Origin of the sequence: Actinocorallia sp. A-T 12471, assembly GCF_033875155.1 — a bacterium.
Taxonomy (GTDB): domain Bacteria; phylum Actinomycetota; class Actinomycetes; order Streptosporangiales; family Streptosporangiaceae; genus Actinocorallia.
Genome location: NZ_JAWZTE010000001.1, coordinates 898,766 through 923,642 on the forward strand (window position 1 = coordinate 898,766; position 24,877 = coordinate 923,642).

Here is a 24,877-nt window from a genome sequence, read left to right on the forward strand (position 1 = left end):
ATTGCGCTTTCCCCGTGTATGAACGCCGGACCGCCGCCCTGGTTCACCCGGATTCCTCGCCGGAATGGCTTGCCTGGAAAGTACGGTTCAATTACTCACGGTACCGAGAGTCTTCCCGGAAAGCGATCATCCATACCGGCGCCCGCGCACCCCGCCGGATGTGGCCGGTTTACTCGGCGGCGTCCTCTTTTCCGGCCTTCTTGGCGGCCTGGTCGGCCAGCAGCGCGCGCAGGCCGGGCTCGTCGTCGGAGGCGAGCGTCATCGCCAGCCCCGCCTGGAGTTGGGCGTCGGTGAGGTCCCCGGTGCGGGTCGCGTACCACCTGCCCGCGTCGCTGCGCCAGACCTGCCAGCCCGGATAGGCCGCCTCGATGAGCGCTTTGAGGTCCGCGAAGTCTCCCATCGCCCGGTCCCTTCCCCGATCAATACATTCCGTATACAAAAGTGATACGCGCCCGAAGAACCGTCAACCCGCAGGTAACCGGAACGTTTCCCCGTGGTGAGGCGGTGGCAGTGGGGAGGTGTCACGCGTGCCGCGACCCGCATATCTCAAGATCGCCGACGAACTGCGCGAAGGTATTCGCTCAGGAACCCATCCGCCGGGCACCAGACTGCCCACCCTCGTCGAGCTGGCCGCCCGGCACGGGGTCTCCCAGATCGTGGCCCGCCAGGCCGTCGCGGTGCTGAGCGCCGAGGGCCTTGTGCAGACGCGGCGGGGCGGCGGCACCGTCGTCCGGGCGAGGCCGACGGTCCGCAGGATCGCGATGGACAGGTACCGGGTGGAGACCGAACCCGGCGACGAGCCCGCGACGTCGTTCACGCACGACCAGCGGATCGACTGGTCGCAGTACCGCCTTGAGCGCCGCTACCGCAGGGTCGCCGCCGACCGCGAGCTCGCCGCGCTGTTCGAGCTTCCGGCGGGCACCGCGCTGCTGCGCCGCAGGTTCGTGTTCTTCGCGCGTGACGAGCCGCAGCAGATCTCGGTGAACTACCTGCCGTGGGACCTCGTCGCGGGCACGCCGGTCGCCGACCCGGCGCGCGAGCCGTGGCCCGGCGGGACGCCCGCGCAGCTCGCCTATCTCGGCCATCCGCCGACCCGCGTGGAGGAGGCCGTGCGGTCGCGGATGCCGTCGCGGGACGAGGCAGAGACGCTGCGGATGGGCGCGGGCGTCCCCGTCATCACGGTGACGCGGCGGATGATGGCGGGGGACCGGGTCCTCGAGGTCTGCCGCGACATCGTCATCCCGGCCGACCGCGTCGTCCTGGACTACGCGATCGACCTGTGACGCGCTCAGTCGAGCTGGTCGAGCAGCGTGCGCGGCCCCACGACCTCCGCGCCGCGCGCCTGGACGCGGGCGCGCAGCTCGCGGTCGGCGGTGACCACCACGTACCTGACGGCGTCGTCGCCGCGGACCTCGGCCACGATCGCGTCGTCCCCGCTGCCCGGCGCGGACACCACGGTGACGCCCTCGACCCCGGGAAGGCTCTTCGCCGCCCCCTCCACCACAAGGACGACCTCGGCCTCGACGGGCTCACCCGCCCCGACGGAGACGGGACCGAGCCCGGTAAGCGAGTCGCGCAGCCTGCGCGCGGCCCCGAGACGGTCCCGCCACCATCCGTCCGGACGGGACCCCATGACATTGGCGGCGTCGACGATGAGTACGGTGCGCATCCCCGCAGCGTAAGGGTCGGGGGCGCGACGCGCCGGTGATCACACGGAGCCGTCAGGTGGTTGCGGCCCTTCCGATCGCTTGGTTGGATACCTGCAAACCAGGAGGGACCATGGGCGAAGCACTCAGGCCCGACGATCCACGCCAACTCGGGCGTTTCACCCTGCTCGAGCGGCTGGGCGAGGGCGGGCAGGGCATCGTCTATCTCGGCCGCGCGGACGACTCGCCGGAGCTCGTGGCCGTCAAGGTGCTGAAGGCCGCCGACGCCGAGGCGCGCGGCAGGCTCGAACGCGAGATGAACGCGGCCCTCCAGGTGCGGCTCAGGTACTGCATCGCGCGCGTCATCGGCTTCTCCTTCGAGGGCACCCGCCCGTACATCGTCACCGAGTACGTCGACGGCCCCTCGCTGTTCGACCGCGTCGCCGACCAGGGCCCGCTGCGCGGCGGCGACCTGGAACGCCTCATGGTCTTCACCGCACACGCCCTGGTGACCATCCACGGCTCGGGGATCGTGCACCGCGACCTCAAGCCCGCCAACGTGCTGCTCGGCCGTGACGGCCCGCGCGTCGTTGACTTCGGCATCGCCCGTCACGTCGACCACCACACCCGGCCGCAGCTGATGGGCACCCCGTCGTACCTCGCCCCCGAGCTGCTGCGCGAGGAGCAGGCGTCGCGCGCGTCGGACATCTGGGCGTGGGCGTGCACGATGGCGTTCGCCGCCACCGGCCACCCGCCCTTCGGCCCGTTCGACGGCGACGGCTCCAACGTCGCGGCGATCCTCGGCAGGATCATGCACGCCGAGCCGCGCCTCGGCGACGGTCTCGAGGAGTTCGCCCCGCTCGTCATGGCGTGTCTCGACAAGAACCCGCTGAACCGGCCGACCGCGCGCCAGCTGCGCGACAGGCTCGAGTCGGCGCTCGAAGCCGACCTTCCGCACGGCGAGTCGTCGGGTCCGCTGCCGTTCGCGCCGCCGTCGACGCCTCCGGCCTTCACGCCCGGGTCGTCGTGGGCTGTCCCGTCCGTCGACGGCGGTCCGTTCGCGCGGCCGACCCCGGCGACGTTCCCGCCGATCCCCGTCGGGGTGGCGACGCCGCAGCCGTTCGCGCCGCCGCCGCCCGCGCAAGGCGGCTCGCGCAAGGCGGTCAAGGTCGTGCTCGGCGCGCTGCTCGCGGTCGCCGTCGCGGTGGCCGTCTACTTCGGGGTCTTCGCGCCGGGCTCCCCGGGCGACCCCACCGGACCTGGCGGTGGCGGCGACGCCGTCGTCCCGGCCGCGCTCGCGGGCACCTGGACGGGCGGGCTGACGGTCTCGGGCGGGACGTACTACCGGGTCAAGATCACGCTCTTCGCCGGGCAGCCGTCGGGCCAGTCCGAGCTGGAGAACGGCGACCTGTGCTCGGGCACGCTCACCGTCCGCGAGGCCGCCGCCGACTCCGTCGAACTCGACCTCGTGCACACCGCGGGCAGCTGCCCGAGCGGCGTCCTCACCATGGCCGTCTCCGGCGACGGGTCCGCCGCGCTCGCCTTCACCGGCGGCGGCGAGTCTGGCGAGGGCGCCGTCCAGTCCGGTCAGTGAACCCGGTGACCGGTCAGGTATAAGCGGCGGGTTACCCTCGCCCTTGTGTCAAGTGAACTGGAACTGTGGAAGACCCTGTCGGGCGCGGAGCTGCTGTGCGCCATGGCCGACGGGCGGATCAGCGACGGGCTCGGCCACGTCGCGCACTACGTGGGGCAGACCGTGGTCGAGGCCGAGCCGGGCAAGGTCGTGCTCGGCTGGACCCCCACCGAGAAACTGTGCAATCCGGGCGGAACCGCGCACGGCGGCTTCATCGCCCTCGTCCTGGACAACGCGGTAGGTCTCGCCGCCGCGAGCCTCGGCGAGCGCTTCGTCCCGCAACTCACGCTGAACCTCAACATCGACTACCTGCGGGTCGTCAACAAGGGCGTGCCCTACCTCGTCACCGGGACGGTCACCCACCACGGCCGCCGCAGGACGGTGTGCGCGGGCGCGATCACCGACCCCGACGGCGTCCTCGTCGCGTCCGCGACGGCGAGCACCACCCCGAACAAGGCGTTCGAGCGCGGTCTGGGGAGCCTGAACGGCGCGTAGGGTTTGAGCTATGGCGTTCAAAGGACTCGACTCGCTCACGGCACTCGGCCCGGTCAGGGAGCTGCGCGACCGCCGCACCGGTCCGCTGATCCTGGAACTCGACCTGTCCGAGGGGCTTGTCGAGGGGTCGCCGCCCGATCCCGTCACCGCGCTCATGTCGATGCGCCGCACCCACCTGCGCGACGTCCTCGATGGCCTGCGCAAGGCGCGCACCGACCCGCGCGTGAAGGCGCTCGTCGCGCGGATCAACGGCCCGGTCGGCATCGCGCTCGCGCAGGAGCTGCGCGACGCCGTCGCCGAGCTGCGCGCGGCGGGCAAGCTCACCGTCGCGTGGACGGAGACCTTCGGCGAGTCCGGCGAGGGCACGCCCGCGTACTACCTGGCTTCGGCTTTTGAGCGGGTGTGCCTTCAGCCGTCCGGGGATGTCGGGATCACCGGGTTCGCCCTGTCTGAGCCGTTCGTCAAGGACGCTCTAGACAAAGCGGGCATCGCTTTCCGGTTCGGGCGGCGCGCGGAGTACAAGACCGCGCCGAACATGTTCCTTGAGACCCGGTACACCAGCGAGCACGCCGAGGCGTCCGAGCGGCTCGTGGCGTCGGTCGGCGAGCAGTTCGTGGACGGCGTCGCCGCCTCGCGCGGCATCGCGGCCGAGGACGTCAGGGAGTTGGTGGACCGGGCGCCGCTGCTGGCGTCCGAGGCGCTTGAGGCCGGGCTCGTCGACGAGCTCTGCTACCGCGACGAGGTTTACGCGCGCGTCCGCGAGGCGGCCGGGCCGGACGCGCGGCTGCAGTACGTCTCGCGCTACAACCGGGCGAGCCTCACCGACCGGGTGCCGCGCAAGCCCGCCGACGGGATCGCGCTCATCCAGGCCCAGGGCATGATCAGGCTCGGCCGCTCCGGCCGCGGCCCGGTGCCGGGGCAGGGCGGCGCGGTCGGCTCCGACACCCTCGCCGCGGCGCTGCGCGCGGCCGTGCGCGATCCGAAGACCAAGGCGATCGTGCTGCGCGTCAACAGCCCAGGGGGCTCCTATGTGGCCTCCGACGTCATCTGGCGTGAGGTGATCCTGGCCCGGCGCGCGGGCAAGCCGGTGCTGGTCTCCATGGGCAACGTGGCGGCCTCAGGCGGGTACTTCATCGCGATGGCCGCCGACAAGATCGTCGCGCAGCCCGGCACGTTCACCGGCTCGATCGGCGTCTACACCGGCAAGCCCGTCGTCACCGGCCTGCTCGACAGGCTCGGCGTCGGGTTCGGCTCCGCGTCCTTCGGCGACCACGCCGGGATGCACAGCACCGTCCGGGACTTCACCGAGGGCGAGTGGGCGCGGATCAACACCTCACTCGACCGCATCTACGCCGACTTCACCTCAAAGGCCGCGCAGGGCCGTGGTCTGGAGCTCGACAAGATCGAGGACCTCGCGCGCGGCCGCGTCTGGACGGGCGCGGACGCCGCCGAGCGCGGCCTGGTCGATGAACTCGGCGGCCTCGACCGCACCCTCGACCTTGCCCGCCGCGCGGCGAAGCTGCCCGCCGACGCCCCCGTCAGGTCCTTCCCGCATGTCTCCCCGCTCGACAGGTTCCGCCCCCCGGAGTCCAGCGACGACCGCACCGCCGCGAACACGAGATTCGAAGCCTGGGGCTCCCTGGCCGGAGCCGCCGCCCGCCTCGGCTTCCCGACCGCCGGTCCCCTCGTCATGCCCGGCTACGGAGACCTCCGCTGGTGATCGGCCCCCAGGACTTCACCGCGGCCCTCGCCTCCTTCGCCACGGGCGTCACCATCGTGACGGTCCGCGAGGGCCGCGACGACATAGGCACCACGGTCACGTCCTTCGCCTCGGTCTCCCTTGACCCGCCCATGCTCCTGATCGGCGTGGCGGCGACGTCCTACCTCTGCGAAGTCCTCCACCGCACCCCCTCCTGGGCCGTCACGATCCTCAGCACCTCCCAACGCGCCCTCGCGGGCCGCTTCGCCGCCGAAGGCCGCCCCTCCGCCCGCCTCCTCCTGGGCGGCCACCCCCACCACCGAGGCCGCCGCTCCAACGCCCTCATAATCGAAGGCGGCGTGGCCGCCCTCGAATGCGAAACCCGCATCCGCATCCCCGCCGGCGACCACGTCCTCTTCGTAGCCGAACTCCTCACCGTCGACTACCTCACCCGCCAACCCCCCCTAACCCGCACCCACCACCGCTACAACTAACCCCCCCCGAACTCAGCGACACGCGACGACCCCCACAAGACCCCCGCCACCCGCCGCGCGGGGGTGTGAGGGGTGGGGTTAGCGGAGGCGCATGCCGGCGCTCCAGACGGCGACGGTGAGGGGGACGCCGGGGCGGTAGGGGAGGTGGAGGGCGGAGGGGGCGTCGAGGATTTGGAGGTCGGCTCGCGCGCCGGGGGTGAGTTTGCCTATGTCGTCGCGGCGGAGGGCTTGGGCGCCGCCCAAGGTCGCGGCTTGTACGGCTTCCAGGGGGGTCATGTGCATTTCGCGGACGGCAAGGGCGATGCAGAAGGGCATTGAGGAGCTGTAGCAGGAGCCCGGGTTGCAGTCTGTGGCCAAGGCGACGGCGACGCCCGCGTCGAGGAGGGTTCTGGCGTCGGGGTAGGGCTGGCGGGTGGAGAACTCGACTGCGGGGAGCAGGGTCGCGACGGTGCGGGAGGAGGCCAGGGCGTCCACGTCGGCGGGGGTGAGGAAGGTGCAGTGGTCGGCGGAGCCCGCGTCGAACTCCACCGCGATCTGGACGCCGGGGCCCGGGCCCAGTTGGTTCGCGTGCAGGCGGGGGCGTAGGCCCGCCGCCACGCCCGCGCGCAGGATCTCCCGGGTCTGGTCGGCGTCGAACGCGCCGCGTTCGCAGAAGACGTCGATCCAGTCGGCGTAGGGGGCGCAGGCTTCCAGCATCTCGCCGCAGACCAGCGCCACATACGCGTCGGTGTCCATGCCCTCGGGGACGACGTGCGCGCCGAGGAACGTCACCTCGTCGGCCATCTCCCCGGCGATCCGCAGCGAGCGGACCTCGTCCCGGACGGTGAGCCCGTACCCGGACTTGCACTCGACGGTCGTCGTGCCCTGCCGCGCCATCTCCGCGACGAGCCTTGCCACATTCGCGCGCAGCGTGTCGTCGTCGGCCTCACGGGTCGCCTCGACCGTCGTGCGAATGCCCCCCGCCTCGTACGGGCGGCCGGTCATCCGCGCGGCGAACTCCTCGGCCCGGTCCCCGGCGAACACCAGGTGCGCGTGGGAGTCCACGAAGCCCGGCAGCGCGGCCCTGCCCCCGGCGTCGAAGCGCTCGTCGGCTTCGGGCGCGCGGCGGGCGTCGCCCACCCACGCGACGCGGCCGCCGTCCATGACGACGGCCGCGTTCCGCAGGATCTCCGGCTCTCCGTGCCGCCCCGCGTTGGTGAGGAGTTCCCCGATGCCGGTGATGACCGTGCTCACACGGTCAAGGGTCCCACCCCCGCGGCGCGGCGCGGCGGACGGGGTCAGGCCGCGAGTAGCGCGTCGAGCTTGGTGAAGGAGCTCTCCCAGCCGGCGCTCGCGTCGTCGAGGATGTCCTCGTTGTGCGGGCTCTGGATGATGACGAGCCGGGTCTTGCCGTCGCCCTCGTCATGGAACTCGATCCGCGACTCGAACCTGACGATCCCCTCGAACCCGGGCATGCCCTCGACGTCCTCATAACCGACGATCAGCTCGTTCTCGATGACCTCGCGGTACGTGGCGTTGACGGGCGAGGTGAACGACGGGTCGTCGTCCTTGACCATGGTGAACCGCTCGTGGCCGCCGGTGCGCACGTCGAGGTCGACGGACTCGCGCGGCACGTGGAACCCGACCGGGCCGAACCACTGGGCGAGCTGGTCGGGGTCGGTGAAGGCCCGGTAGACCAGGTCGCGGGGGGCGTCGAACACGCGGTTGATGACGAGCTCGCTCATGACGGGTTCCTCTTCTCTGTCTCCGGCGGCTGCGCGGCCGTCGGCGCGTTCCGCTGCGGGTCGTTGTCCTGCCGCGCGGCCTGTATCCGGCGCAGGTGGGCGTCGAGCCTGTCGAGGTTGACGTCCCAGTACCGGCGGTAGTGCTCCATCCAGCCCTGGACCTCGCGCAACGGCGCGGGGTTCAGGCTGCTCGACCGCCACTGGGCGCTGCGGCTTCGGGTGATGAGTCCGGCCCCCTCCAGCACCTTCAGGTGCCGGGAGATCGCCGGAAGGCTGATGGCGAAGGGCTCGGCGAGCTCCGACACCGTGGCGTCGCCCTCGGCGAGCCTGGCGAGTATCGCCCTGCGGGTGGGGTCGGCGAGCGCGGCGAAGATCATGCTCAGCCGGTCCGTCGCCATGCCACACCCCTTCCCGCCTCGGTATTTAGCCACTCAGTTAATTAACTGATGTGTTAAACATAGGCCGCGCGACACCCCGACGTCAACCCCCCGGAAAACGCCGAAGGCGCCCTCGGAGCACGAGGACGCCTTCGGCAGGCGGGGGAGGCCCGGGTACAGGCGGGCCGGAGAGGATTAGTTCTTCTTTGCCTTCTTCTTCGGCTTGAAGTTCATGGTCAGGGTCTCGGTGAAGGTGTCCCACTTGCGGACGTCCTTGATCACCAGCTTCTTGCCGGGCGTGCAGGTGAACTTGGCCTTCTTCACCACGGGGGTGTCGAAGTGGCCGATCTTGGCGTGGTCGGCGACCTTCCAGGTGCCCCACGACACGGCGGTGGGCTTGGTGTTGGCCCCCGTCCCGGTCGCCGGGCCGCGCGCCTTCTTGTTGCGGCTGGTGATGACGCCCTTCTTGTCCCCGGTGATCTTCGCCGGGAGGTACAGGACGCCGGTCAGCTTCTCCCAGCCCGTCGTGTAGACGCCCTCGACGTTGGTGCCCTTGAACGTCTCACGCTTGGAGCCGGTGAAGTTGTAGGTCAGCCCGCTCACCGGGTCGAGCTTCAGCTTGATCCCGGCCATCCCCTTGTAGGTGACGTTCTGGGTCTTGCCGGTCTGCGCGGACTTACCGGTGATCTTCGCGGTAAGGCCCGTGCTGACCCACTGGCCGGTGTAGCACTTCTTCTTCGGCGCGGCCGCGGCGGGCGCGGCGGTCAGCGCGAGCGCGCCGCTCGCGGCGACCGCCGCGGCGAGCCCCACCCGCAGGGCTTTGGCGCTTCGTCTCTTCTGGTGCGAACTTGAGAATCCGGACAACACTGCTCCCGTCGATGACGGCGGGTCTCTCCCACCTCAGCGGTTGGAGTATCACAGGGCCGGGTCAGGTTCGCCTCACTCGTCGAAAATCCAGTCTTCGTCCTCATGCCGCGCGACGGGCTCGGCGGCCTCCGCCCCCGCCGCCGGACGACGCCACCACGCCGCCGCCGCAAGAAGCAGGCAGATCGCCCCCACCGCGACGAGTCCGCCGGTGGGCGACCAGGCCCGCACGATCAGCATCGTCTGCGGAACCAGGATCAGCAGGCACAGCGCAGCCGCGACGCCGACCATCGCCCTGCCGAGCGGGTCGAGCCCGCGCAGCAGCCAGGCGAAGCACGCCGACGGAACGGCGATCATCACAAGAATCAGCAGTGCCGTCACACGCCCCGTCCGATCCGATCGAGGTTCTTCATGATGAAGGCGGCCGGGACGCCGACGGTCACCGCGAGCGCGAGCAGCGCGCGCGGGTCGAGCGGCCGGGCGACCATGGTCCGCCAGATCCACTTGAGCGCCGACGACCGCCGCGCGCTGACCGCCTCGGCGAACGCGACCTTGCCCGCCCAGTGCGCGTAGCCGCCGCACGGGAACTCGTGCTTGGCGAGCATCCACTGGGCGGCCTCGGAGATGAGCGGCGCGTTGTTCAGCACGGAGAAGTACGAGCCCTCGTGCCAGCGCAGCCCGAGCCCGACGAACGGGATCTGCCGGATCGGCGCGCGCCCGGCCGCCCGCAGGACGAACTCATAATCCTCCCCGTAACTCCCGGGGATCTCCTCGTCGAACAGCAGCCCCGACGAGCGCCGCAGCAGCAGCGCCGACGGGTGCAGGTTCGGGTTGTGCCCGCCCAGCAGGTCCTCGCGGGTGACGCGCGGCCGGGGGATGCCGCGGTCGGTGTCCTCGATGGTCCTGCCGAACAGCCGGAGCCCGCAGCAGACCACCTCGGTCTCCGGCTCGGACGTCAGCACCGCGACCTGCGCGGTGACCTTGCCCGGCAGAAAGAGGTCGGTGTCGTCGCAGAACCCGACGTACTCGGTCCCGGCCGCCAGCAGGCCGCTGTTGCGCGCCCCGGCCGCCCCCGGCGTCCGCGTGTTGACGATCACCTCGACCGGCCGCAGCGGGTCGTCGGAGGCGAGGGAGAGGTCGGGTTCGCTCTGGTCGTAGACGACGATCGTCTTGAGCACGCCCGGATAGTCCTGCTCGCGCACCGACTCCAGGGTCTCGCGCAGCAGCAGCGGGCGGTTGAGGGTGGGGACGACGACCCCCACCGAGGGCGGGGCCGTCAGGGAAGGGTCGGTCGCGGAGGGGGGCGTCATCGCATTCCTTTGAGGGTCAGGAACCGCTCGACGACGATCGCGACGAACCCGACGAACAGCGGGAACGCCACGACCGTGTAGGGACGCAGCCGCGTCCACTGGTCGGGGGCCAGGCGGATGCGGCGCAGCTCACGGGCGGTGAGCACGCCGATGAGGACGGGCAGGTAGATGAGCCCGGCGGGGGTCCAGTTGCTGATCCCGACGATGAGCCCGGTCGGGGTCGGCCGCTTGGTGGGCTCGCCCTTCTGCTCGGTGAGCTTGTAGACCGAGGCGTCGCCGTCGGCGTAGACCTCGGTGAACTTGCCGGAAGCCTTCACCTCCTGGATCAGCCTGCTGTTCCAGTCGGGCGCGAGGCCGAAGTTGAGCACCTGGTAGGTGTCGTTCATGCGCGAGGTGTACAGGTAGCTGCCCGGTTCCTCCTGCATCGCCGCGATGACCTCGTCGACGCTCGGACGGCGTTCGCGCGCCTCCTTGGGCGTCGGCGCGACGGGCGGCGTCTTCAGCAGGTTCGACCGGTAGGGCTCCTGCGCGAAGTGGGTCGCGGTGTAGCTGAAGGACTCGAAGTTCCGGTACCCCCACGGCCCCTGCGGGGTCGCGCTGGCCGCCGCCGGTTCGGTGACGACCTCGCCCGACACCCACACCAGCGTGATCGGCTTGCCCTTGGCGTCATCCAGCATGGACGACAGCGCGCGCAGCTCGCCGGGACGCACCTGCTCGAACGCCTCGTTGCCGTACCTGACGACCATGAACCCGCCCATGAGCAGCACCGCGAACGTGCTCGCCAGGACCGTCGGCCCCCAGCGCCGCAGCCGCTGCCTGCGCGGCCCGGACCGCACGACGGGCACCGGCTTGGGGTCGGGGTAGAACGCGTAGGCCGCGAGGAACACCGCGCCCGGCAGCATGAACATGTAGGTGCGCAGCGCGATCTCGCCGCCGTAGGACTGGAGGCCGAACGAGCTGATCGGGACGATCAGGAGGATCAGCGCGACCCTGTCGTCGATACCGCGGAACCTGCGCCGCAGCAGCCCGATGACGGTCAGCGCCATCACGACGAGCACGATGACGATCCGCAGCCGCTGGATCTTGCCGAGGTCGGGGTCGCCGAAGCCGATGCGCCCTGACGTGCTCTCCAGCAGGGTCTTCAACGGGTTGCCGCCGCCCGCGAACAGCGTGCCGCCCGGGTCGTAACGCCAATACCCGTAGGCCATGAAGGAGATCCACGCCAGGTAGATCACGCCGCCGATGATCGGCAGCCCGCGCAGCTCGTTGCGGCCGACCAGCGCGAGCGCGGCCGAGGAGGCGATGAGCAGGTACGGGGTGAGCTGGTGCGCGGCGGTGCCGACGAGCAGCAGCACCACGAGCAGGACGACGAGGAACCGCCGCTCCCACAGCCCCACCTCGCGGACGGGCTCCTCACCCGGCGTCTTCGGCCCGAAGATGAACGAGTACAGCTTGCCCGGCTCGTCGCCCTTGCCGCGTTTGCCGCCGATCCGGGTGCGCAGCACCGCCGGACGGAACCAGGTCAGCAGGATCGCCAGGAAGAACAGGTAGACCAGGTACCCGAACGCCTGCGGCGCGAGGTAGTCCTGGCCGACCCAGTTGGCGACCGGGAACAGCCACACGGCGAACCACTTGGCACGCCAGTTGGCCTTCATCACCCGGACGATCATCGCCAGCGGCAGCAGGTACAGCAGCTGGATCAGCACCGGCGACCACTTGAGCACCGGGTCGAGGTCCCGCACCCCGACGGCCTCGGCCACGAACCCGACAAAGGCGAAGAACGCGGGCCAGGAGAACCGCGCGTCGAGGTTGGTGCCGATGCTCCCGGTACGGGTGATGAACTCGATGAACCCCGCGTGCTGCCAGACCGTCGGGAACCTCGCCATCGGCTCCATGATCTGGGCGAGCGTGTGCAGCGCCACGACCGCGACGATGATCTGGACGCCGAGCAGCAGCTTCGCCGGACGGCGCAGCGCCAGCGTCGCGACGAACGTCAGGGTGAGGACGCCCGCGCCGAGCAGGGTCGGCAGCGGGAGCACGCTGATCAGGCCGAGGCCCGTCGCGTCGCGCGGGGTGACGCCGCGCAGCGGCACCCAGTACAGCACCGCGCCGAGCCCGACGAACAGGCTGAGGACGACGACGGGAAGCCGCTCGAGCGGGTCGGCGGGCAGAAGTTCAGGCTCGGCTGCCGAGCGGGTCGTCACGCTCACTTTCCACCTTCCGGGGTGGCCTGCCGGGCGTCGGCGGGCGCCGGGGGAGTGACGGGGTCCGGCGACGAGCCCTGCGCGGGCGGCACGGGCGGCTCCGGCGGAGCCCCGGTGCGCGCGGCGCGGCGCAGCTTCGGCAGCACCACGAGCGCGACCGCGCTCTGCACGAGCAGCACCGACCAGCCGACCGCGGCGAGGTGGTCGTCGTGGACGAAGACGCCGACGCCGATGACGACGCCGACGAACCGGAGCACCTGGATGAGCGCGACGAGCCTGGTGCGCGAGCGCACCCGCAGCACGCCCACGTAAAGCTCGATCAACGCCTTGGGCAGGGTGGACAGCGCGAGCAGCACGAGCACGAGCCCGGCCTCGTCGTTGAAGTGCGCGCCGAACAGGAACGGAAGGCTGAGCAGGTACGGCCCGGCCAGCGCCACCAGCAGCGACACCGGGACCAGCAGCATGAGGGTGCGGCGCAGCGCGTCGCGGGTGGTGCGGGCGAGGTCGTCGGCGGCGTGCGAGCCCTCGACGGTCAGCGACATCGCCATGTTCAGCGCGAGCAGGTCGAGCATCAGCCCGAAGATCCACGCCATCGCGAAGTAGCCGTTGGCGGTCTCGCTGACCTTCGCCGCGACGAGCAGCGGGATGAAGTTGATCGCCGAGTGCGAGGCGACGGTGCCGATGAAGTCGCCCTGCAGGTAGCGGCCGATCTCGCGCGGCGTCGGCGTGTGGTGGCGGTCCTTGGTCAGTTCCTCGTGCTCAGGAAGCAGCCGACGGAACACGAACCAGTCCATCGGCAGGACGAGGAAGATCACCGGGATCATCGTGGCGAGCAGGATGCCGTCGGACGGCGCGAACGTCCACGCGAGCCCGGCGAGGAACACGAACTTGACGAGCCCGTACGCGGTGTTCTTCACCGGCACCCACCCGGCGTGCCGCAACCCCGTCAGGGCGGCGTCCTGCTGGGTGAAGACGTTCCACGCGGCGATGAACACCACGAACGGGATCGCGTGCGACAGATCGGTCAGCTGGTTGTAGTTCGGGCTGTCCCACCACGCCAGCGACAGCACGAAGCCGATGCCGAGCACGACCGCGAGCACCGAGCCGAACAGATACGTGGCGAGGATGAGCCGTCCGCTGGAGCGGCCCGCCTGCGGGATGAACCGCATCAGCACGTAGTTCAGCGTCGTCATGCCGCCGATGCACATGACCGCCTGGATGACCGCGGCGTTCCTGCCGAAGTCGGCGGGCCCGTAGAAGTGGCCCGCCGCGATCCAGAAGCCGAGGCCGAGCACCCCGGTGAGCCCGCCGTTCAGCATCAGCGCGTACGCGTTGCGGAACAGCGGATTGTCCAGCTCCCCGCGCAGCCGCGCGAGGCGCGAGGCGAGCGGCCGCTCGGGCCCGAGGAGCCCCGCGACGTCCTCGCCGTCACCGGGCGCCGGAGCGCCGGTCTCGACGGCCTTGCGGTCAGCCATGGTGCATCGTCTTCCGGTAGAGGTACCTGGAGCGGCGTACGAGCGCGTACCCCTTCGTCAGTGCCTTCTCCCGGAAGAACCCATGCCTCCCTTCGGCGATCTTCCCGAAAAGATCAAGGGAGGTGGACCGCTGCACCGTCAGCCTGGGGATCGCGTAGCCAGAGCGGTCATACGCGACATCGTTGGCGACCACATACGCCGAGGCGTATCCGGCGCGCGCTACGGCCCGCCGTACGCGGGCGCTGGAGTAGCCGTAGGGATAGGCCATCGTCGCGACCGGCTGCTGGAGCCGGTCTTCGAGCAGGAGGCGGCTGCGCGTCAGCTCGTCGTGCAGCGCCCCGTCGGGGAGCTGGTCGAGCTGCGGATGGCTGTGGCTGTGCGCGCCGACCTCGATCCCGTGCCCGACGACCTCCTTGACGTGCGCCCACGAGAGCATCGCGTCGAGCGGACGGCCCGCCGCGTCCGGGCCCGCGTCATCGAGCCAGCCCGTGGTGACGAACACCGTCGCGGGGAAGCCGAAGGACTCAAGGACGGGAAGGGCCTCGGAGTGGAAGTCGGCGTAGCCGTCGTCGAAGGTGATGCAGATCGGGTTGGGCGCGTCGGCGTAGGGGCCGCTGCCCGGGGCCGCGTGCAGCCCGGCGAGCCGCGACAGCGGGACCGGGGTGAAGCCCCGGTCCCGCAGCAGCGCGAGCTGGTCGGCGAACATCCCCGGGTCGACGGACAGGCCCGCGGTCTCGGGCGGCGGGTCGGCGCGCACCGAGTGGTACATGAGGATCGGGACGCCGGACACCTCAACCCCCCTTGCGGACGGCGCGCCTGCCGACCAGGTACCCGGTGGCGGTGAACGCCAGGCCGGCGGTGATGGCCCCCGCCCTGCCGAGCCCCGCGACGTCCCCGCGCGCCGCCTCGCCGACGCCGCGCAGCGCCCCCGTGGGCAGCGTCTTGAACGCGTGCGCGCGCTCGTTGGACAGGCCGTCCTGGCTGCCGACCATGGACGCCACAAGAGCCTTGGACAGACCCTCGGCGTAACAGCGCGACCGGTAGTAGGCGAAGCGCGTGCGCTCGGCCGGGACCCGGTGCCAGATGACGGCGGCGGGCTCGAAGAGCTGGACCGCGTCCGGCCTGCGCTGGCCGAGCCGGATGCAGAACTCCGTCTCCTCGCAGCCGAGCGGCCGGTCGATCGCGTGGGTGCGGCCGATGTCGCTGGAGAACCCGCCAGCGACCTCGAACGCCGCCCTGCGGAACGAGGCGTTGCCGCCCAGGACGTTGCGGACCGGACCGGGCAGCATGCCCCGGTATGTTCCGCCTACCGTCCATTCGAACTCATCGGGGAACCATCGCGGCCTTCGGCCCGTTTCGACGGTGAAGGCTTCTGCGGAGTCGGGGTGAAGATGGGGGTCTCCGGTCTGGATCCGCAGAAGCCTTCCCTTCTCCAACTGGGTCCGCAGCTCCGCCGACGACGGCGAGCCCGGCCACAGCGACAGCGTCCGGCCGCCGACGCCCAGCACCCGGGGGTCGGCGGCATACGCCGCCGCGAACGCCTCGAGCCAGCCGGGCGCGGCGACGGCGTCGTCGTCGAGGAACGCCACGACGTCGCCCTCGGCAAGCGCGACCCCGGTGTTCTTGCCGCCGGAAAGGCCGCGCGCCTCGGCGTTCTCCACCACGCGCACGTCCGGCAGGGTCTCGCTCAGCCGCCGGTACAGCTCGGTGTTGTGGTCGACCGACAGGATGATCTCGTGCGCCGGATGCCGCTGCCTGCGCACCGACTCGACCGCCGCCAGGACGTCCTCCCAGCGCCGGTCGGTGAAGGCGCAGATGACCACTGAGATCTTCGTGGGGATGCTCGTGGGGATGCTCGTCACGCGGATCGCCCCCGCAGCTTGGCGTAGCCCTTCAGTACCCGGTCGGCCTGCCGGTAGAACGCCGGATTGTCCAGCGCCTTGTCGCGCAGCCGGTTGAGCGGCACGTGCCTGACCCAGTGCAGGGCGGCCCCCGCCGAGGGACGGGCCACCCGGCCCTCGGCGATGGGGATCTCACGGCTCTTCAGCCACTCCTTGAACTCCTTGCCGCCGCGGCCCATCCAGATCTCGTCAAGACCTGACGCGGACGCGCCCTCGGCGAGCCGCAGATGGCCGATCATCCCCGGCGAGTAGCGCGCGAACGCGGTGTCATAGGCGGGGAACCACCCGGCCATCGACGCCCCGTCCCGCAGGCCGAAGTGCAGCGAGACCGGACGGCCCCCGGCGCGCAGCACGCTCAGCGCGCCGAAGCCCGTCTCGTGGAAGTGCCGCAGCAGCGCGACGATCCACGGCCTGGTGAACCTGTCGGTGCGGCCCGTCCGCTGGTACTGCGCGGACTTCCACCGCATGAGCAGGCGCAGGTCCTCGGGGTCGGTGGAGGCGAACTCGTAAGACACCTCGCCGACCTCGCGGCCGAGCTTGCGCTCCTTGTACCGGATCGTCTTGTGCGTCTTGGGCGCCATCGCCCTGGCCTCGGCCTCCCACGCGGGGAAGCCGCCGGCCAGGTCGATGATCGGCTCCACCCGCACCACCTTGTGGTACGGCGCGAACATGCGCTGCGCCGCGATCAGGTGGTCGAAGTCCCACACCCCGAGCCCGCAGGCGCGCAGCAGCTCGCCCGCGGGCAGGTCGAGGGCGGGGTCGGCCACGATGCCCTGCAGGTCGGTGAGCCCGAACCCGACGGGATGGCCGACGCCGCCCCCGCGGCGCTCGAACGGGAAGAAGGCGGCGACCCCCGCGCCGTCTTCCACGACGCCCACCCGCACGTCGTCGCGGAACCGCGCGACGCCCAGCGTGAACTCCGGCGCGAGGAACGGGTTGGCCAGCGCCGGGTCCTTGGCGCGCAGCTCACGCCACCGCCCGAGCTCGGCCTCGCCCAGCTCCGACGGCCGGACGACGTGCGTCCTCATTTGGCCCTCGCCGCCGCCAGACTGCCGACGGAGACCGGCTCAAAGGTGGGACTCAGGTGGGAATTGTCGAGTTTGCCGGCGAACCGGAGCCGGATCATCGTCTTCAGCACCCGCCAACCATCCCGGAAGGTGTTGAGGTTCGACTCGCCGAATCGCCGATGAGACTCATGACTTGCCACCTCGGCCACCTTGAGCCCGGCCCGGACCGCGTTCACGCAGATCTCGGTCTCGATCTCGAAGCCGGTCGACTGGAGTTGCAGCTTCTCGACCACGTTCCGGCGCATCGCGACGTACCCGTAGCACAGGTCCGTCCACTTCTGGCCGTAGAGCAGGTTCGCGAAGCGGGTGAGCCAGAGGTTGCCCTTGTCGCGCAGCCAGGTGAGGTCGTCGGAGCCGCCGCCGCAGTTGTAGCGGGACCCCTTCACGAACTCGAAGCCGCGGCAGAGCAGGGACAGGAAGCTGTCGAACTCGGCGGGGTCCATCGACCCGTCCGCGTCGAGCATGATGATGACCTCGCTCGTGGCGGCGGCCATCCCGGTGCGCATCGCGGTGCCCTTCCCCGTCGGGGGCTCCACGATGATGACGGCGTCGGGCCGCAGCAGCCGGGTGATCTCCACGGTGCCGTCGGTCGACTCTCCGTCGACGATGACGACCTCGTCCACCGCGGTGAGCCGCGGCAGGAGCCATCGGAGGTTGTCGGCTTCGTTAAGGGTCGGGATCACGGCCGTGACCGTGGGCCATTGGGTCCGCCGCCTGGACAGGTCCAGCCGGTTGCGTCGGGCGGTCTGCGACAGCATCGCCGGCCCGAGGGAGTGCTGGGTGTTCATGAGGGCCCCCGTGCGGAGTGGGTATCTGCTGTGTTTGATGTAGGCCACCCTCATGATGTTCAGATGTACGCGGAAGGCCATCCCTTAGGTGACGCTGGCCATCCTACGACCAGCGGTTAGATGCGGACAGTCAGGGGTCCACTACAACGGGTTGGTAGCCTCAGGCGTTATGGAAATGGGCGGTTAATGGTGGTATGCCAGGCACATTTCGGGACCGAATTACGGCTGGAACCATCGCCGAAAAGGTCCCCGACCCTTCCCGGAGAAAGTTTCGGGACGATCAATCCCCCAGGAACCACCACGAGACGCCGTCGCCAGATTTTTGTGCGAATCTCGCGGGTGTACCGAGCGCCCGACCTGAGCATGAACTCCTGGAACGCGTGCGCTTCAGCCTGCCCTTTTGCCGGTGCGGGCCCGGGCGGGAGTCAGTCGCCGAGGGCCCGGTAGACCGGGGCCAGGACGTCGGTGAGGTGGCGGCGGCGGACCCGGACGTCCGGCGGATCGAGCAGGGTCAGCAGCAGGTCCGGGGGAGCGGGCGGGGTCGGCGTGCGTTCGCGCAGCGCGGCAAGGCCCGACGGCGGCGTCCAGAAGCCCTCGGCGCGCAGCGGGGGGCCCTCCGGTTCGGCCGCGTCATCTGTTCGGGGACGGCGGCGCAGCGCCGTCTTCAGCTCGTCGGCGGTTCTGCCGTTCCAGGCGGGGATGAGGAACGGGTCGTCGTCGAACGCCTCGGCGAGCATCGCCAGCGCGGCGAGGGCGTGGTCGCAGCTGCCGCCCCAGTCCGGACAGTCGCACATGACGTGCAGGTCCTCGGGGGACTCGGGGAACAGCGGGACGCCGCAGTCGGCGAAGACCCGCTCGACCTCGCGCGGCAGCTCGCCGCCCAGAATCCTCGCCCGCACGACCGCGCGACGGGCCAGCTCGCCCTCGATCTCGTCCCAGCCCTCGATCTCCGGCAGCCCGAGCGTCACCTGGTAGGGCTCCTCGCGCGCGCCCTGGACGAGGCCGGTCACCTCGTAGGCGCGCACGTCGAGGCGCAGCACCCGGTCGCGGGCCGCGACGCCGCGCGCGAGGGCCGCGGTGCCGACGAAGCCCGCGAGGGCGGTGAGGAACCTGCGCGACCAGAAGGTCTCGGCGGCGGGGGCGTCGGCGCGCGGGGTCACCTTGCGGACGCGGATCGGGCGTGCCATCAGCCGCCCACCGCGTCCGGGGAGAGCGTCAGGACCTCGCGCAGCTCGGCGACCGACAGCTCGCCGAGCCAGTCCTCGCCGGTGCCGACGACGGCCTCGGCGAGTGCCTTCTTGCGTTCGATCATCTCGTCGACGCGCTCCTCCATCGTTCCCGCGCACACGAACTTGCGGACCTGGACGTCGCGGGTCTGGCCGATGCGGAACGCGCGGTCGGTCGCCTGGTCCTCCACGGCCGGGTTCCACCAGCGGTCGTAGTGGACCACGTGGTTGGCGGCGGTCAGGGTGAGGCCGGTGCCCGCTGCCTTCAGCGACAGCAGGAACACCGACGGGCCCTCCTCGCCCTGGAACCGCTGCACCATCGCGTCGCGCTTGTCGCGTGAGGTGCCGCCGTGCAGCCACAGCACCGGACGGTCGAGCCGCGTCTCCAGGTAGGGCTGGAGCATCGTGCCGAACTCGGCGTACTGGGTGAAGACGAGGACCTTCTCGTCCGCGTCGAGGATCTGGCCGCACAGCTCCTCGAGGCGTTCCAGCTTGCCCGACCTGCCCTGGAGGCGCGAGCCGTCCTTCAGCAGCAGCGCGGGGTGGTCGCAGACCTGCTTGAGGCGCGCCATCGTCGCCAGGACGAGCCCGCGCCGCTTGCGCGCGTCCGCTTCGGCGATCCGCTCCAGCATGTCCTCGACCGTCGCCTGGTAGAGGGACGCCTGTTCGACGGTGAGGGTGCAGTAGACCTTCATCTCCTGCTTCTCCGGCAGGTCGGAGATGATCGACTTGTCGGTCTTGAGGCGGCGCAGGATGAACGGACGGGTAGCGCGCTGGAGCGCGGCCGCCGCGGCCTCGTCGCCCTCGGCCTCGATCGGCGCGGCGAACCGCTCGCGGAACGCCTGCTTGGGCCCGAGCAGACCCGGATTGGCGAACTCCATCACCGACCACAACTCGCCAAGATGGTTCTCCACGGGGGTCCCGGTCAGCGCGATCCTGCTCCGCGCGGGAATCGACCTGACCGCCTTCGCCTGCCGCGTCGAACTGTTCTTCAACGCCTGCGCCTCATCACACACCACCCGCGCCCACCCCACCGCCGCAAGCCTCTCCACATCCCGCGCCGCAGTCCCATAGGTCGTCAACACAAGATCAGCAGCCAACGCCGCAGCAACAAACCCCTCAGTGTCCTTGTGCCTCCCCGCCCCATGATGCACATGAACCCGCAACTTCGGCGCAAACCGCCCAGCCTCCCGCCGCCAAGTCCCAACAAGCGACATAGGCACCACCACAAGCGTCGGCCCCCCCTTCCCCACAGTCCCTCCGGGACTGTGGGGTGTGGGTTCTGTGGTGCGGGCCAGGTGGGAGAGGATTGTGAGGGTTTTGCCCAGGCCCATGTCGTCGGCTAGGAGGGCGCCAAGGCCGAGGTCTTCCATGAAGGAGAGCCAGGCCAGGCCGCGTTGTTGGTAGGGGCGCAGGGTCGCGGTGATGCCCTCGGGGGTGGGGACGGGGGTGATGCGGCGGTCGGCCTCGCCGGAGAGCAGGTCGCCGAGTGCGCCGGCCGCCTCGACCGAGACCAGGGGGAGTGACTGTTCGCCCGCATGGATGACCGCGCGGACGACCTGGCCCGCCGTCATCGCGCCCGAGCCGCCGTGGCGCAGGAAGTCAAGGGCCGTGTCGAGCTGTTCCGGGTCGAGTTCGACCCAGCGGCCGCGCAGGCGGACCAGGGGGGTCTTCAGGCGGGCGAGCTCGGCGAGGTCGTCCTCGGCGATGGTCTCCTCGCCCACCGCGACCTCCCAGCGGAACTCTACGAGGTCGCCTAGGCCGAAGCCGGACTTCGCGGCCGCGCCGTCGCCGTCGGCGGCCGGGTCCTCGGTGCGCAGCTTGAGGCCGAGCTTCTCGCGGCCGGCCCAGGTGGGCAGCAGGACGCCGAACCCGGCGGCCGCCAGCAGCGGGGCCGCGGTCCTGAGGAAGCGGAACGCGCCCGCGACGTCGACCGGCAGCTCGGCCGGGACCGGCGAGTCGAGCGCGGGCGCGAGGTCGGGGAAGACCCGCAGCGCGCGGCCCAGGCCCGCCAACAGGGTCTCCTCCGCACCCTCAAGGAACGCCTCGCCCGCCCAGATCTGCGCCGCGGACACCAGCAGACTCGGGTCCTCGGTCCCCTGCACCAGGAACTCGACCCGCCAGGGCGCGTCGGGCCTCGGCTCGACCACCGCCGTGTCCTGCGGCTCGTCTTCGGGGCCTTCTTCGGCGGCGGGTTCGAGGAGGCGGAAGGTGAGCTTCAGGAGGCCGTCGGCGGGGCGCGCGGCGCGGAACCACGCGTCGAGTTCGGCGCGCAGCTCGGCCGGGTCGTCGCCGGGCTCGCGGACGACGAGTCCCGACGGCCCCGTCAGCGCCTCCGCCCAGCGCTCCGCGAGCGGAATCCGCTCGGGCGCCTTCCCGGTGCGGGCCGGGAGCAGCGGATAAGGCGCGGCGGCCCGAACCGCGGTGTCGACGAGCCCGTCAAGTGCCTCGGCGAGCACCCGGGCCGCCGGGAGGCCGGGCACCGCGGCCCGGCACGCGGCGGGCATCGCGGCGGCGAGCCGGGCGAGCCTGCCCGGGTCGGCGACCGCGCGCCAGTGCGCGACGACGTCGCGGTCCTCCTCGCGCAGCGCGGGCAGCACCCGCCCCCGCCGCGCCAGCTCCAGCGCGTCCTCCGCCACCACCGCCAAAAACCGCAGATCACTCCCAGCAACAACCCCCCCACCACCCTGCCCCCCACCACCCCGTTTTATGCCTCTTTGTTCCCTACGGGGCGCTTCGTCCTCTGTGCCGCCCTGCCCCGTGCCGCCTCGTCCCGCGCTGCCCTGTTCCGCGCTGCCTCGTCCCGTGCTGCTTTGTCCCGCGCTGCTCTGTTCCGCGCCGCCTTGTCCCGCGCCGCCTTGTGCCGCGCTGGCTTGTCCCGCGCCGCCTAGTCCCGCGCCGTCCTGTTCCGCGCCGCCTTGTGCCGCGCTGGCTTGTCCCGCGCCGTCCTGTTCCGCGCTGCCCTGTTCCGCGCCGCCTTGTCCCATGCTGCCCTGTTCTGTGCCGTCCTGTTCGGTACGGGTGGTTTCGTCTTCTGTGTCGTTTTCCTCTGCGCGGTCTTCCGCCGGGGTGTCGGGACGCCGCCAGAAGGGGGCGCTGAGGACGCCCATCGCGGCGAACGGGTCGAGGACGAGCGCGGGCACCTGCCACGCCGCGAGCACGGGTTCGCCCGGGTGCGGCACCGCCCCGAGCTCGGCCGACGGCAGCGGTGCGCCGTCCACGCTCGGCAACAGCATCTCCAGCGTGACGCGCGCGGCCCCCCTTACCCGCCCCTCGAGCGCGGTGCCAGAGAAATCCCGGGTCGCGAACGGATGCGCCCCGCCCCCCGAGCCCCGCTCCCCGTCATGTTCGGCCCACAGGCACAGCGCCCCGCCATGCCAAACCCCGTGCGCCACAAGCATGCCCGCGAAGCTACCAGCGCCCCCCGACAACATCGCCCGCCCCTTCCCCAGCCCCCTTCCGCCCGCCCCTTCCGCGCGGCCGTTCCGTGTGGCCGTTCCGTGCGCCCGTTCCGTGCGCCCGTTCCACGCGGCCCTTCCACGCGGGTCTTCCGCGCCGCCCTTCCGCGCGGGGATTCCGTGCGGCCCTTCCGCGCGGTCCTTCGCGGCTCCCTTGCACGCGGGGCTTGCACGCGGGGCTTGCGCGGGTCCCTTCCGCGCGCCCGTTCCGCGCCGCCCGTTCCGCGCCGCCCTTCCGCGCCGCCCTTCTGCGCGGGGCTCCCGTGCAGCCCGTCCGCGCGGGTCTTTCGCGGCTCCCTTGCGCGCGGGGCTTGCGCGCGGGGCTTGCGCGGGTCCCTTCCGCGCCGCCCTTCTGCGCGGGGCTCGCGGGGGGCCCTTCCGTGCGGGGCTTCCGTGTGGGGCTTTCGCGGGGCTTGCGGGTGGGGTGTTCGCGGGGATTTGGGTGGGTTGGTTGGTGGGGCTTTTGTGGGGGGTGGGGTGGGGACTAGGGTGCGGGCGCATGTGGCGGAGGGCGTTGGTGACCGGGGCGTCGAGCGGGATCGGGGAGAGCTTTGCGCGGCTGCTCGCGGCGCGGGGTGTTGATGTGGTGCTTGTGGCGCGGCGTGGGGAGGTGCTTCAGGGGCTTGCGGAGGAGTTGCGGGGGAGGGGGGTGCGGGTCGAGGTCATGGCCGCTGATTTGACCGACGCCGACGACCTTGCCCGCGTGTGCGTGCGGGCCGCCGAGGTTGACCTTCTGGTGAACAATGCGGGTTTTGGGGCGTTCGGGTCCTTTGTCGAGCTGGCGGTTGACGACCATCGGCGTCAGATCGCGCTCAACGTGGCCGCGTTGACGGAGTTGACCCATGCCGCGCTCGGGCCGATGGCCGCGCGGGGACACGGGGGCATCCTTAACGTCGCGTCGGTCGCCGCGTATGCGCCGTCGCCGGGAAGTGCCGTGTACGGGGCGTCCAAGGCGTTCGTGACGTCGTTCACCGAGAGCCTGCACGCCGAGGCCCGGGCGTCCGGCGTGCATGTGACGGCGCTGTGCCCGGGCTTCACCAGGACCGACGAGGAGACGCCGACGGGCCTCGTCTGGTTGGCGCGGCACAAGGTGGCCGCCGCAGGGCTCGCGGCCGTGGCGCGCGGCAAGGACAGATGCGTACCGGGCCCCCAATACCGGGCGCTGGTCCCCGTGCTCGCGCTGACGCCGTCCGCCGTGCGGCGGGCCGTCGCGGGGGCGTTGTGGCGGCGTCTTCTGGCGGCGGAGGGCGCGCGGGACTTGTGAGCTACCCCCAAAGCCCGCCCGGAGGAGTTGTAGCCGCCGCTCATATCGGCCGAGCCCCTTCCGGCCTAGCATGTTGACCATCGTCACATCCGACGCTGTCGTCGGGGCGCTCGGCGCGAGGGCGCCCGGGCCCGGGGTTCCGCCCTGGCCGATCAACACAGATCCGGAAAGGTCCAGGTATGCCGGAAGCTATTGACATCAAGGTGCTGAACGAGCTCGAACCGGTTGTGGAGAAAGAGCTGAACCGGCACTTGTCGATGGCCAAGGAGTGGTTCCCCCACGAGTACGTGCCGTGGAGCAAGGGCCGCGACTTCGAGTTCCTCGGCGGCGAGGACTGGGTGCCGGAGGACTCCAAGGTCAGCGACGCCGCCCGCGAGGCCCTGCTGGTGAACCTCCTCACCGAAGACAACCTGCCCGGCTACCACTCGGCGATCTCGCGGATCATGGGCCGTGAGGGCGCGTGGGGCCAGTGGGTGAACCGCTGGACGGCCGAGGAGAACCGGCACGGCATCGTCATCCGCGACTTCCTCACCGTGACCCGCGCCGTCGACCCCGTGCTGCTCGAGCGCGCCCGCATGCAGCACATGGAGATCGGCTACGAGCCCGACCACGGCGACAAGGTCCTGCACGGCGTCGCGTACGTCTCCTTCCAGGAGCTGGCGACGCGCGTGTCGCACCGCAACACCGGCAGGGCGTCGGAGGACCCGCTGTGTGAGCAGATGATGCAGCGCGTCGCCGCCGACGAGAACCTGCACATGATCTTCTACCGCAACGTGCTCGCCGCGTCCTTCGAGGTCGCGCCGAACGAGGCGATGCGGGCCGTGTCCGACGTCGTCAAGGGCTTCCAGATGCCCGGCTACACGATCGACGGGTTCCTCCGCAAGTCCGTCGCGATCGCCAACGCCGGCATCTACGACCTGCGCCTGCACCACGACGAGGTGCTGATGCCGGTCCTGCGCAAGTGGAAGGTCTTCGAGCTCGAGGGCCTGGACGGCGAGGGCGAGAAGGCGCGCGAGGAACTCGCGGAGTTCATGAACGCGCTCGACGAGGCCGCCACCAAGTTCGAGGAGCGCCGCGAGGCGCGGCGGGCGAGGATCGCCGCGCGCGGCGCCTGACGCACCGCTTGACCCGTCGTTTCCGCCCGATATCCACGGGAATCGACGCTGACGCAACCAAAGGCCCCGGCGTTTCGTCTCACTTGGGACGGGTGCCGGGGCCTCGTCGTCGCCCGCCCCGGCCGTGATGTTCCGGG

General features: G+C 71.2%; 23 protein-coding genes. 7 read left to right on the forward strand and 16 right to left on the reverse strand.

Translation table 11 applies throughout. From position 1 onward, the window contains the following. Positions 1–169 precede the first annotated feature (169 nt). Positions 170–400 carry a hypothetical protein gene (locus R9X44_RS04265; protein WP_319812611.1) on the reverse strand — a complete coding sequence of 77 codons (231 nt, stop codon included), beginning with the start codon at positions 398–400 and terminating at the stop codon, positions 170–172. Positions 401–527: 127 nt separating this feature from the next. Between R9X44_RS04265 and R9X44_RS04270 the strand changes: the two genes are divergently transcribed. After that, positions 528–1,283, forward strand: coding sequence for a GntR family transcriptional regulator (locus tag R9X44_RS04270; protein WP_319812612.1), 756 nt, complete (start codon positions 528–530; stop codon positions 1,281–1,283). Positions 1,284–1,288: 5 nt separating this feature from the next. Here R9X44_RS04270 and R9X44_RS04275 read toward each other — a convergent pair whose 3' ends face one another. Continuing rightward, positions 1,289–1,669: a hypothetical protein gene (locus R9X44_RS04275; RefSeq protein WP_319812613.1), complete on the reverse strand. Its 381-nt coding sequence runs from the start codon at positions 1,667–1,669 to the stop codon at positions 1,289–1,291. A 110-nt stretch (positions 1,670–1,779) separates the two neighbouring features. On the opposite strand from R9X44_RS04275, the gene R9X44_RS04280 reads away from it, so the two are divergent. From R9X44_RS04280 to R9X44_RS04295, 4 genes are read left to right on the forward strand one after another with little or no spacing between them, the layout of a single operon-like run. Beyond that, on the forward strand, positions 1,780–3,240 hold the full coding sequence (locus R9X44_RS04280; protein ID WP_319812614.1) for a serine/threonine-protein kinase: 1,461 nt from the start codon (positions 1,780–1,782) through the stop codon (positions 3,238–3,240). Between the two features lie 45 nt (positions 3,241–3,285). Next, positions 3,286–3,774 carry a PaaI family thioesterase gene (locus R9X44_RS04285; protein WP_319812615.1) on the forward strand — a complete coding sequence of 163 codons (489 nt, stop codon included), beginning with the start codon at positions 3,286–3,288 and terminating at the stop codon, positions 3,772–3,774. Positions 3,775–3,784: 10 nt separating this feature from the next. Then, positions 3,785–5,494, forward strand: coding sequence for a signal peptide peptidase SppA (sppA, locus tag R9X44_RS04290; RefSeq protein WP_319812616.1), 1,710 nt, complete (start codon positions 3,785–3,787; stop codon positions 5,492–5,494). Next, positions 5,491–5,967: a flavin reductase family protein gene (locus R9X44_RS04295; protein ID WP_319812617.1), complete on the forward strand. Its 477-nt coding sequence runs from the start codon at positions 5,491–5,493 to the stop codon at positions 5,965–5,967. Before sppA ends, R9X44_RS04295 begins: the two co-directional genes overlap by 4 nt. Before the next feature lie 78 nt (positions 5,968–6,045). Here R9X44_RS04295 and hutI read toward each other — a convergent pair whose 3' ends face one another. The 14 genes from hutI to R9X44_RS04365 form a co-directional block, all read right to left on the reverse strand. After that, complete coding sequence (gene hutI, locus R9X44_RS04300) at positions 6,046–7,200, reverse strand: imidazolonepropionase (protein WP_319812618.1); 1,155 nt, start codon at positions 7,198–7,200, stop codon at positions 6,046–6,048. A 44-nt stretch (positions 7,201–7,244) separates the two neighbouring features. Then, on the reverse strand, positions 7,245–7,691 hold the full coding sequence (locus tag R9X44_RS04305) for an SRPBCC family protein (RefSeq protein ID WP_319812619.1): 447 nt from the start codon (positions 7,689–7,691) through the stop codon (positions 7,245–7,247). Continuing rightward, on the reverse strand, positions 7,688–8,089 hold the full coding sequence (locus tag R9X44_RS04310) for a metalloregulator ArsR/SmtB family transcription factor (protein WP_319812620.1): 402 nt from the start codon (positions 8,087–8,089) through the stop codon (positions 7,688–7,690). Before R9X44_RS04310 ends, R9X44_RS04305 begins: the two co-directional genes overlap by 4 nt. 174 nt (positions 8,090–8,263) lie before the next feature. After that, positions 8,264–8,878 (reverse strand): hypothetical protein, encoded by a 615-nt coding sequence (locus tag R9X44_RS04315; protein WP_319812621.1) that lies wholly within the window; start codon positions 8,876–8,878, stop codon positions 8,264–8,266. 129 nt (positions 8,879–9,007) lie between these two features. Further along, entirely contained in the window at positions 9,008–9,313 is a 306-nt protein-coding gene (locus tag R9X44_RS04320) for a hypothetical protein (RefSeq protein WP_319812622.1), read from the reverse strand. Beyond that, the gene (locus R9X44_RS04325) at positions 9,310–10,242 is read right to left on the reverse strand and encodes a glycosyltransferase family 2 protein (protein ID WP_319812623.1); all 933 of its coding nucleotides are present in this window, start codon (positions 10,240–10,242) and stop codon (positions 9,310–9,312) included. The genes R9X44_RS04320 and R9X44_RS04325 overlap by 4 nt, the downstream gene beginning before the upstream one ends. Beyond that, entirely contained in the window at positions 10,239–12,452 is a 2,214-nt protein-coding gene (locus R9X44_RS04330; RefSeq protein ID WP_319812624.1) for a hypothetical protein, read from the reverse strand. Before R9X44_RS04330 ends, R9X44_RS04325 begins: the two co-directional genes overlap by 4 nt. Continuing rightward, positions 12,449–13,921: a hypothetical protein gene (locus R9X44_RS04335; RefSeq protein ID WP_319812625.1), complete on the reverse strand. Its 1,473-nt coding sequence runs from the start codon at positions 13,919–13,921 to the stop codon at positions 12,449–12,451. The genes R9X44_RS04330 and R9X44_RS04335 overlap by 4 nt, the downstream gene beginning before the upstream one ends. Further along, the gene (locus R9X44_RS04340) at positions 13,914–14,711 is read right to left on the reverse strand and encodes a polysaccharide deacetylase family protein (RefSeq protein ID WP_319812626.1); all 798 of its coding nucleotides are present in this window, start codon (positions 14,709–14,711) and stop codon (positions 13,914–13,916) included. Before R9X44_RS04340 ends, R9X44_RS04335 begins: the two co-directional genes overlap by 8 nt. A 1-nt stretch (position 14,712) precedes the next feature. Beyond that, on the reverse strand, positions 14,713–15,783 hold the full coding sequence (locus tag R9X44_RS04345) for a glycosyltransferase family 2 protein (RefSeq protein WP_319812627.1): 1,071 nt from the start codon (positions 15,781–15,783) through the stop codon (positions 14,713–14,715). Next, positions 15,780–16,850, reverse strand: coding sequence for a GNAT family N-acetyltransferase (locus tag R9X44_RS04350; protein ID WP_319812628.1), 1,071 nt, complete (start codon positions 16,848–16,850; stop codon positions 15,780–15,782). The genes R9X44_RS04345 and R9X44_RS04350 overlap by 4 nt, the downstream gene beginning before the upstream one ends. Then, positions 16,847–17,572: a glycosyltransferase family 2 protein gene (locus R9X44_RS04355; RefSeq protein ID WP_319812629.1), complete on the reverse strand. Its 726-nt coding sequence runs from the start codon at positions 17,570–17,572 to the stop codon at positions 16,847–16,849. Before R9X44_RS04355 ends, R9X44_RS04350 begins: the two co-directional genes overlap by 4 nt. Positions 17,573–18,102: 530 nt before the next feature. Continuing rightward, a complete protein-coding gene (locus R9X44_RS04360) occupies positions 18,103–18,864 on the reverse strand; it encodes a hypothetical protein (RefSeq protein WP_319812630.1) in 762 nt (253 codons plus the stop codon). After that, positions 18,864–22,304, reverse strand: coding sequence for a DEAD/DEAH box helicase (locus R9X44_RS04365; protein WP_319812631.1), 3,441 nt, complete (start codon positions 22,302–22,304; stop codon positions 18,864–18,866). The genes R9X44_RS04360 and R9X44_RS04365 overlap by 1 nt, the downstream gene beginning before the upstream one ends. Before the next feature lie 574 nt (positions 22,305–22,878). Between R9X44_RS04365 and R9X44_RS04370 the strand changes: the two genes are divergently transcribed. Next, positions 22,879–23,625: an SDR family oxidoreductase gene (locus tag R9X44_RS04370; protein WP_319812632.1), complete on the forward strand. Its 747-nt coding sequence runs from the start codon at positions 22,879–22,881 to the stop codon at positions 23,623–23,625. A 179-nt stretch (positions 23,626–23,804) separates the two neighbouring features. Next, positions 23,805–24,740, forward strand: a complete 936-nt coding sequence (locus tag R9X44_RS04375; RefSeq protein WP_319812633.1) for an acyl-ACP desaturase — start codon at positions 23,805–23,807, stop codon at positions 24,738–24,740. Positions 24,741–24,877 lie beyond the last annotated feature (137 nt).

Bases quoted from the DNA above. Each gene is read 5' to 3' on its own strand.
- R9X44_RS04265 (WP_319812611.1), bottom strand. From the start codon at position 400: ATGGGAGACTTCGCGGACCTCAAAGCGCTCATCGAGGCGGCCTATCCG.
- R9X44_RS04275 (WP_319812613.1), bottom strand. From the start codon at position 1,669: ATGCGCACCGTACTCATCGTCGACGCCGCCAATGTCATGGGGTCCCGT.
- R9X44_RS04280 (WP_319812614.1), top strand. From the start codon at position 1,780: ATGGGCGAAGCACTCAGGCCCGACGATCCACGCCAACTCGGGCGTTTC.
- sppA (WP_319812616.1), top strand. From the start codon at position 3,785: ATGGCGTTCAAAGGACTCGACTCGCTCACGGCACTCGGCCCGGTCAGG.
- R9X44_RS04305 (WP_319812619.1), bottom strand. From the start codon at position 7,691: ATGAGCGAGCTCGTCATCAACCGCGTGTTCGACGCCCCCCGCGACCTG.
- R9X44_RS04310 (WP_319812620.1), bottom strand. From the start codon at position 8,089: ATGGCGACGGACCGGCTGAGCATGATCTTCGCCGCGCTCGCCGACCCC.
- R9X44_RS04325 (WP_319812623.1), bottom strand. From the start codon at position 10,242: ATGACGCCCCCCTCCGCGACCGACCCTTCCCTGACGGCCCCGCCCTCG.
- R9X44_RS04335 (WP_319812625.1), bottom strand. From the start codon at position 13,921: ATGGCTGACCGCAAGGCCGTCGAGACCGGCGCTCCGGCGCCCGGTGAC.
- R9X44_RS04350 (WP_319812628.1), bottom strand. From the start codon at position 16,850: ATGAGGACGCACGTCGTCCGGCCGTCGGAGCTGGGCGAGGCCGAGCTC.
- R9X44_RS04360 (WP_319812630.1), bottom strand. From the start codon at position 18,864: ATGGCACGCCCGATCCGCGTCCGCAAGGTGACCCCGCGCGCCGACGCC.
- R9X44_RS04365 (WP_319812631.1), bottom strand. From the start codon at position 22,304: ATGCTTGTGGCGCACGGGGTTTGGCATGGCGGGGCGCTGTGCCTGTGG.
- R9X44_RS04375 (WP_319812633.1), top strand. From the start codon at position 23,805: ATGCCGGAAGCTATTGACATCAAGGTGCTGAACGAGCTCGAACCGGTT.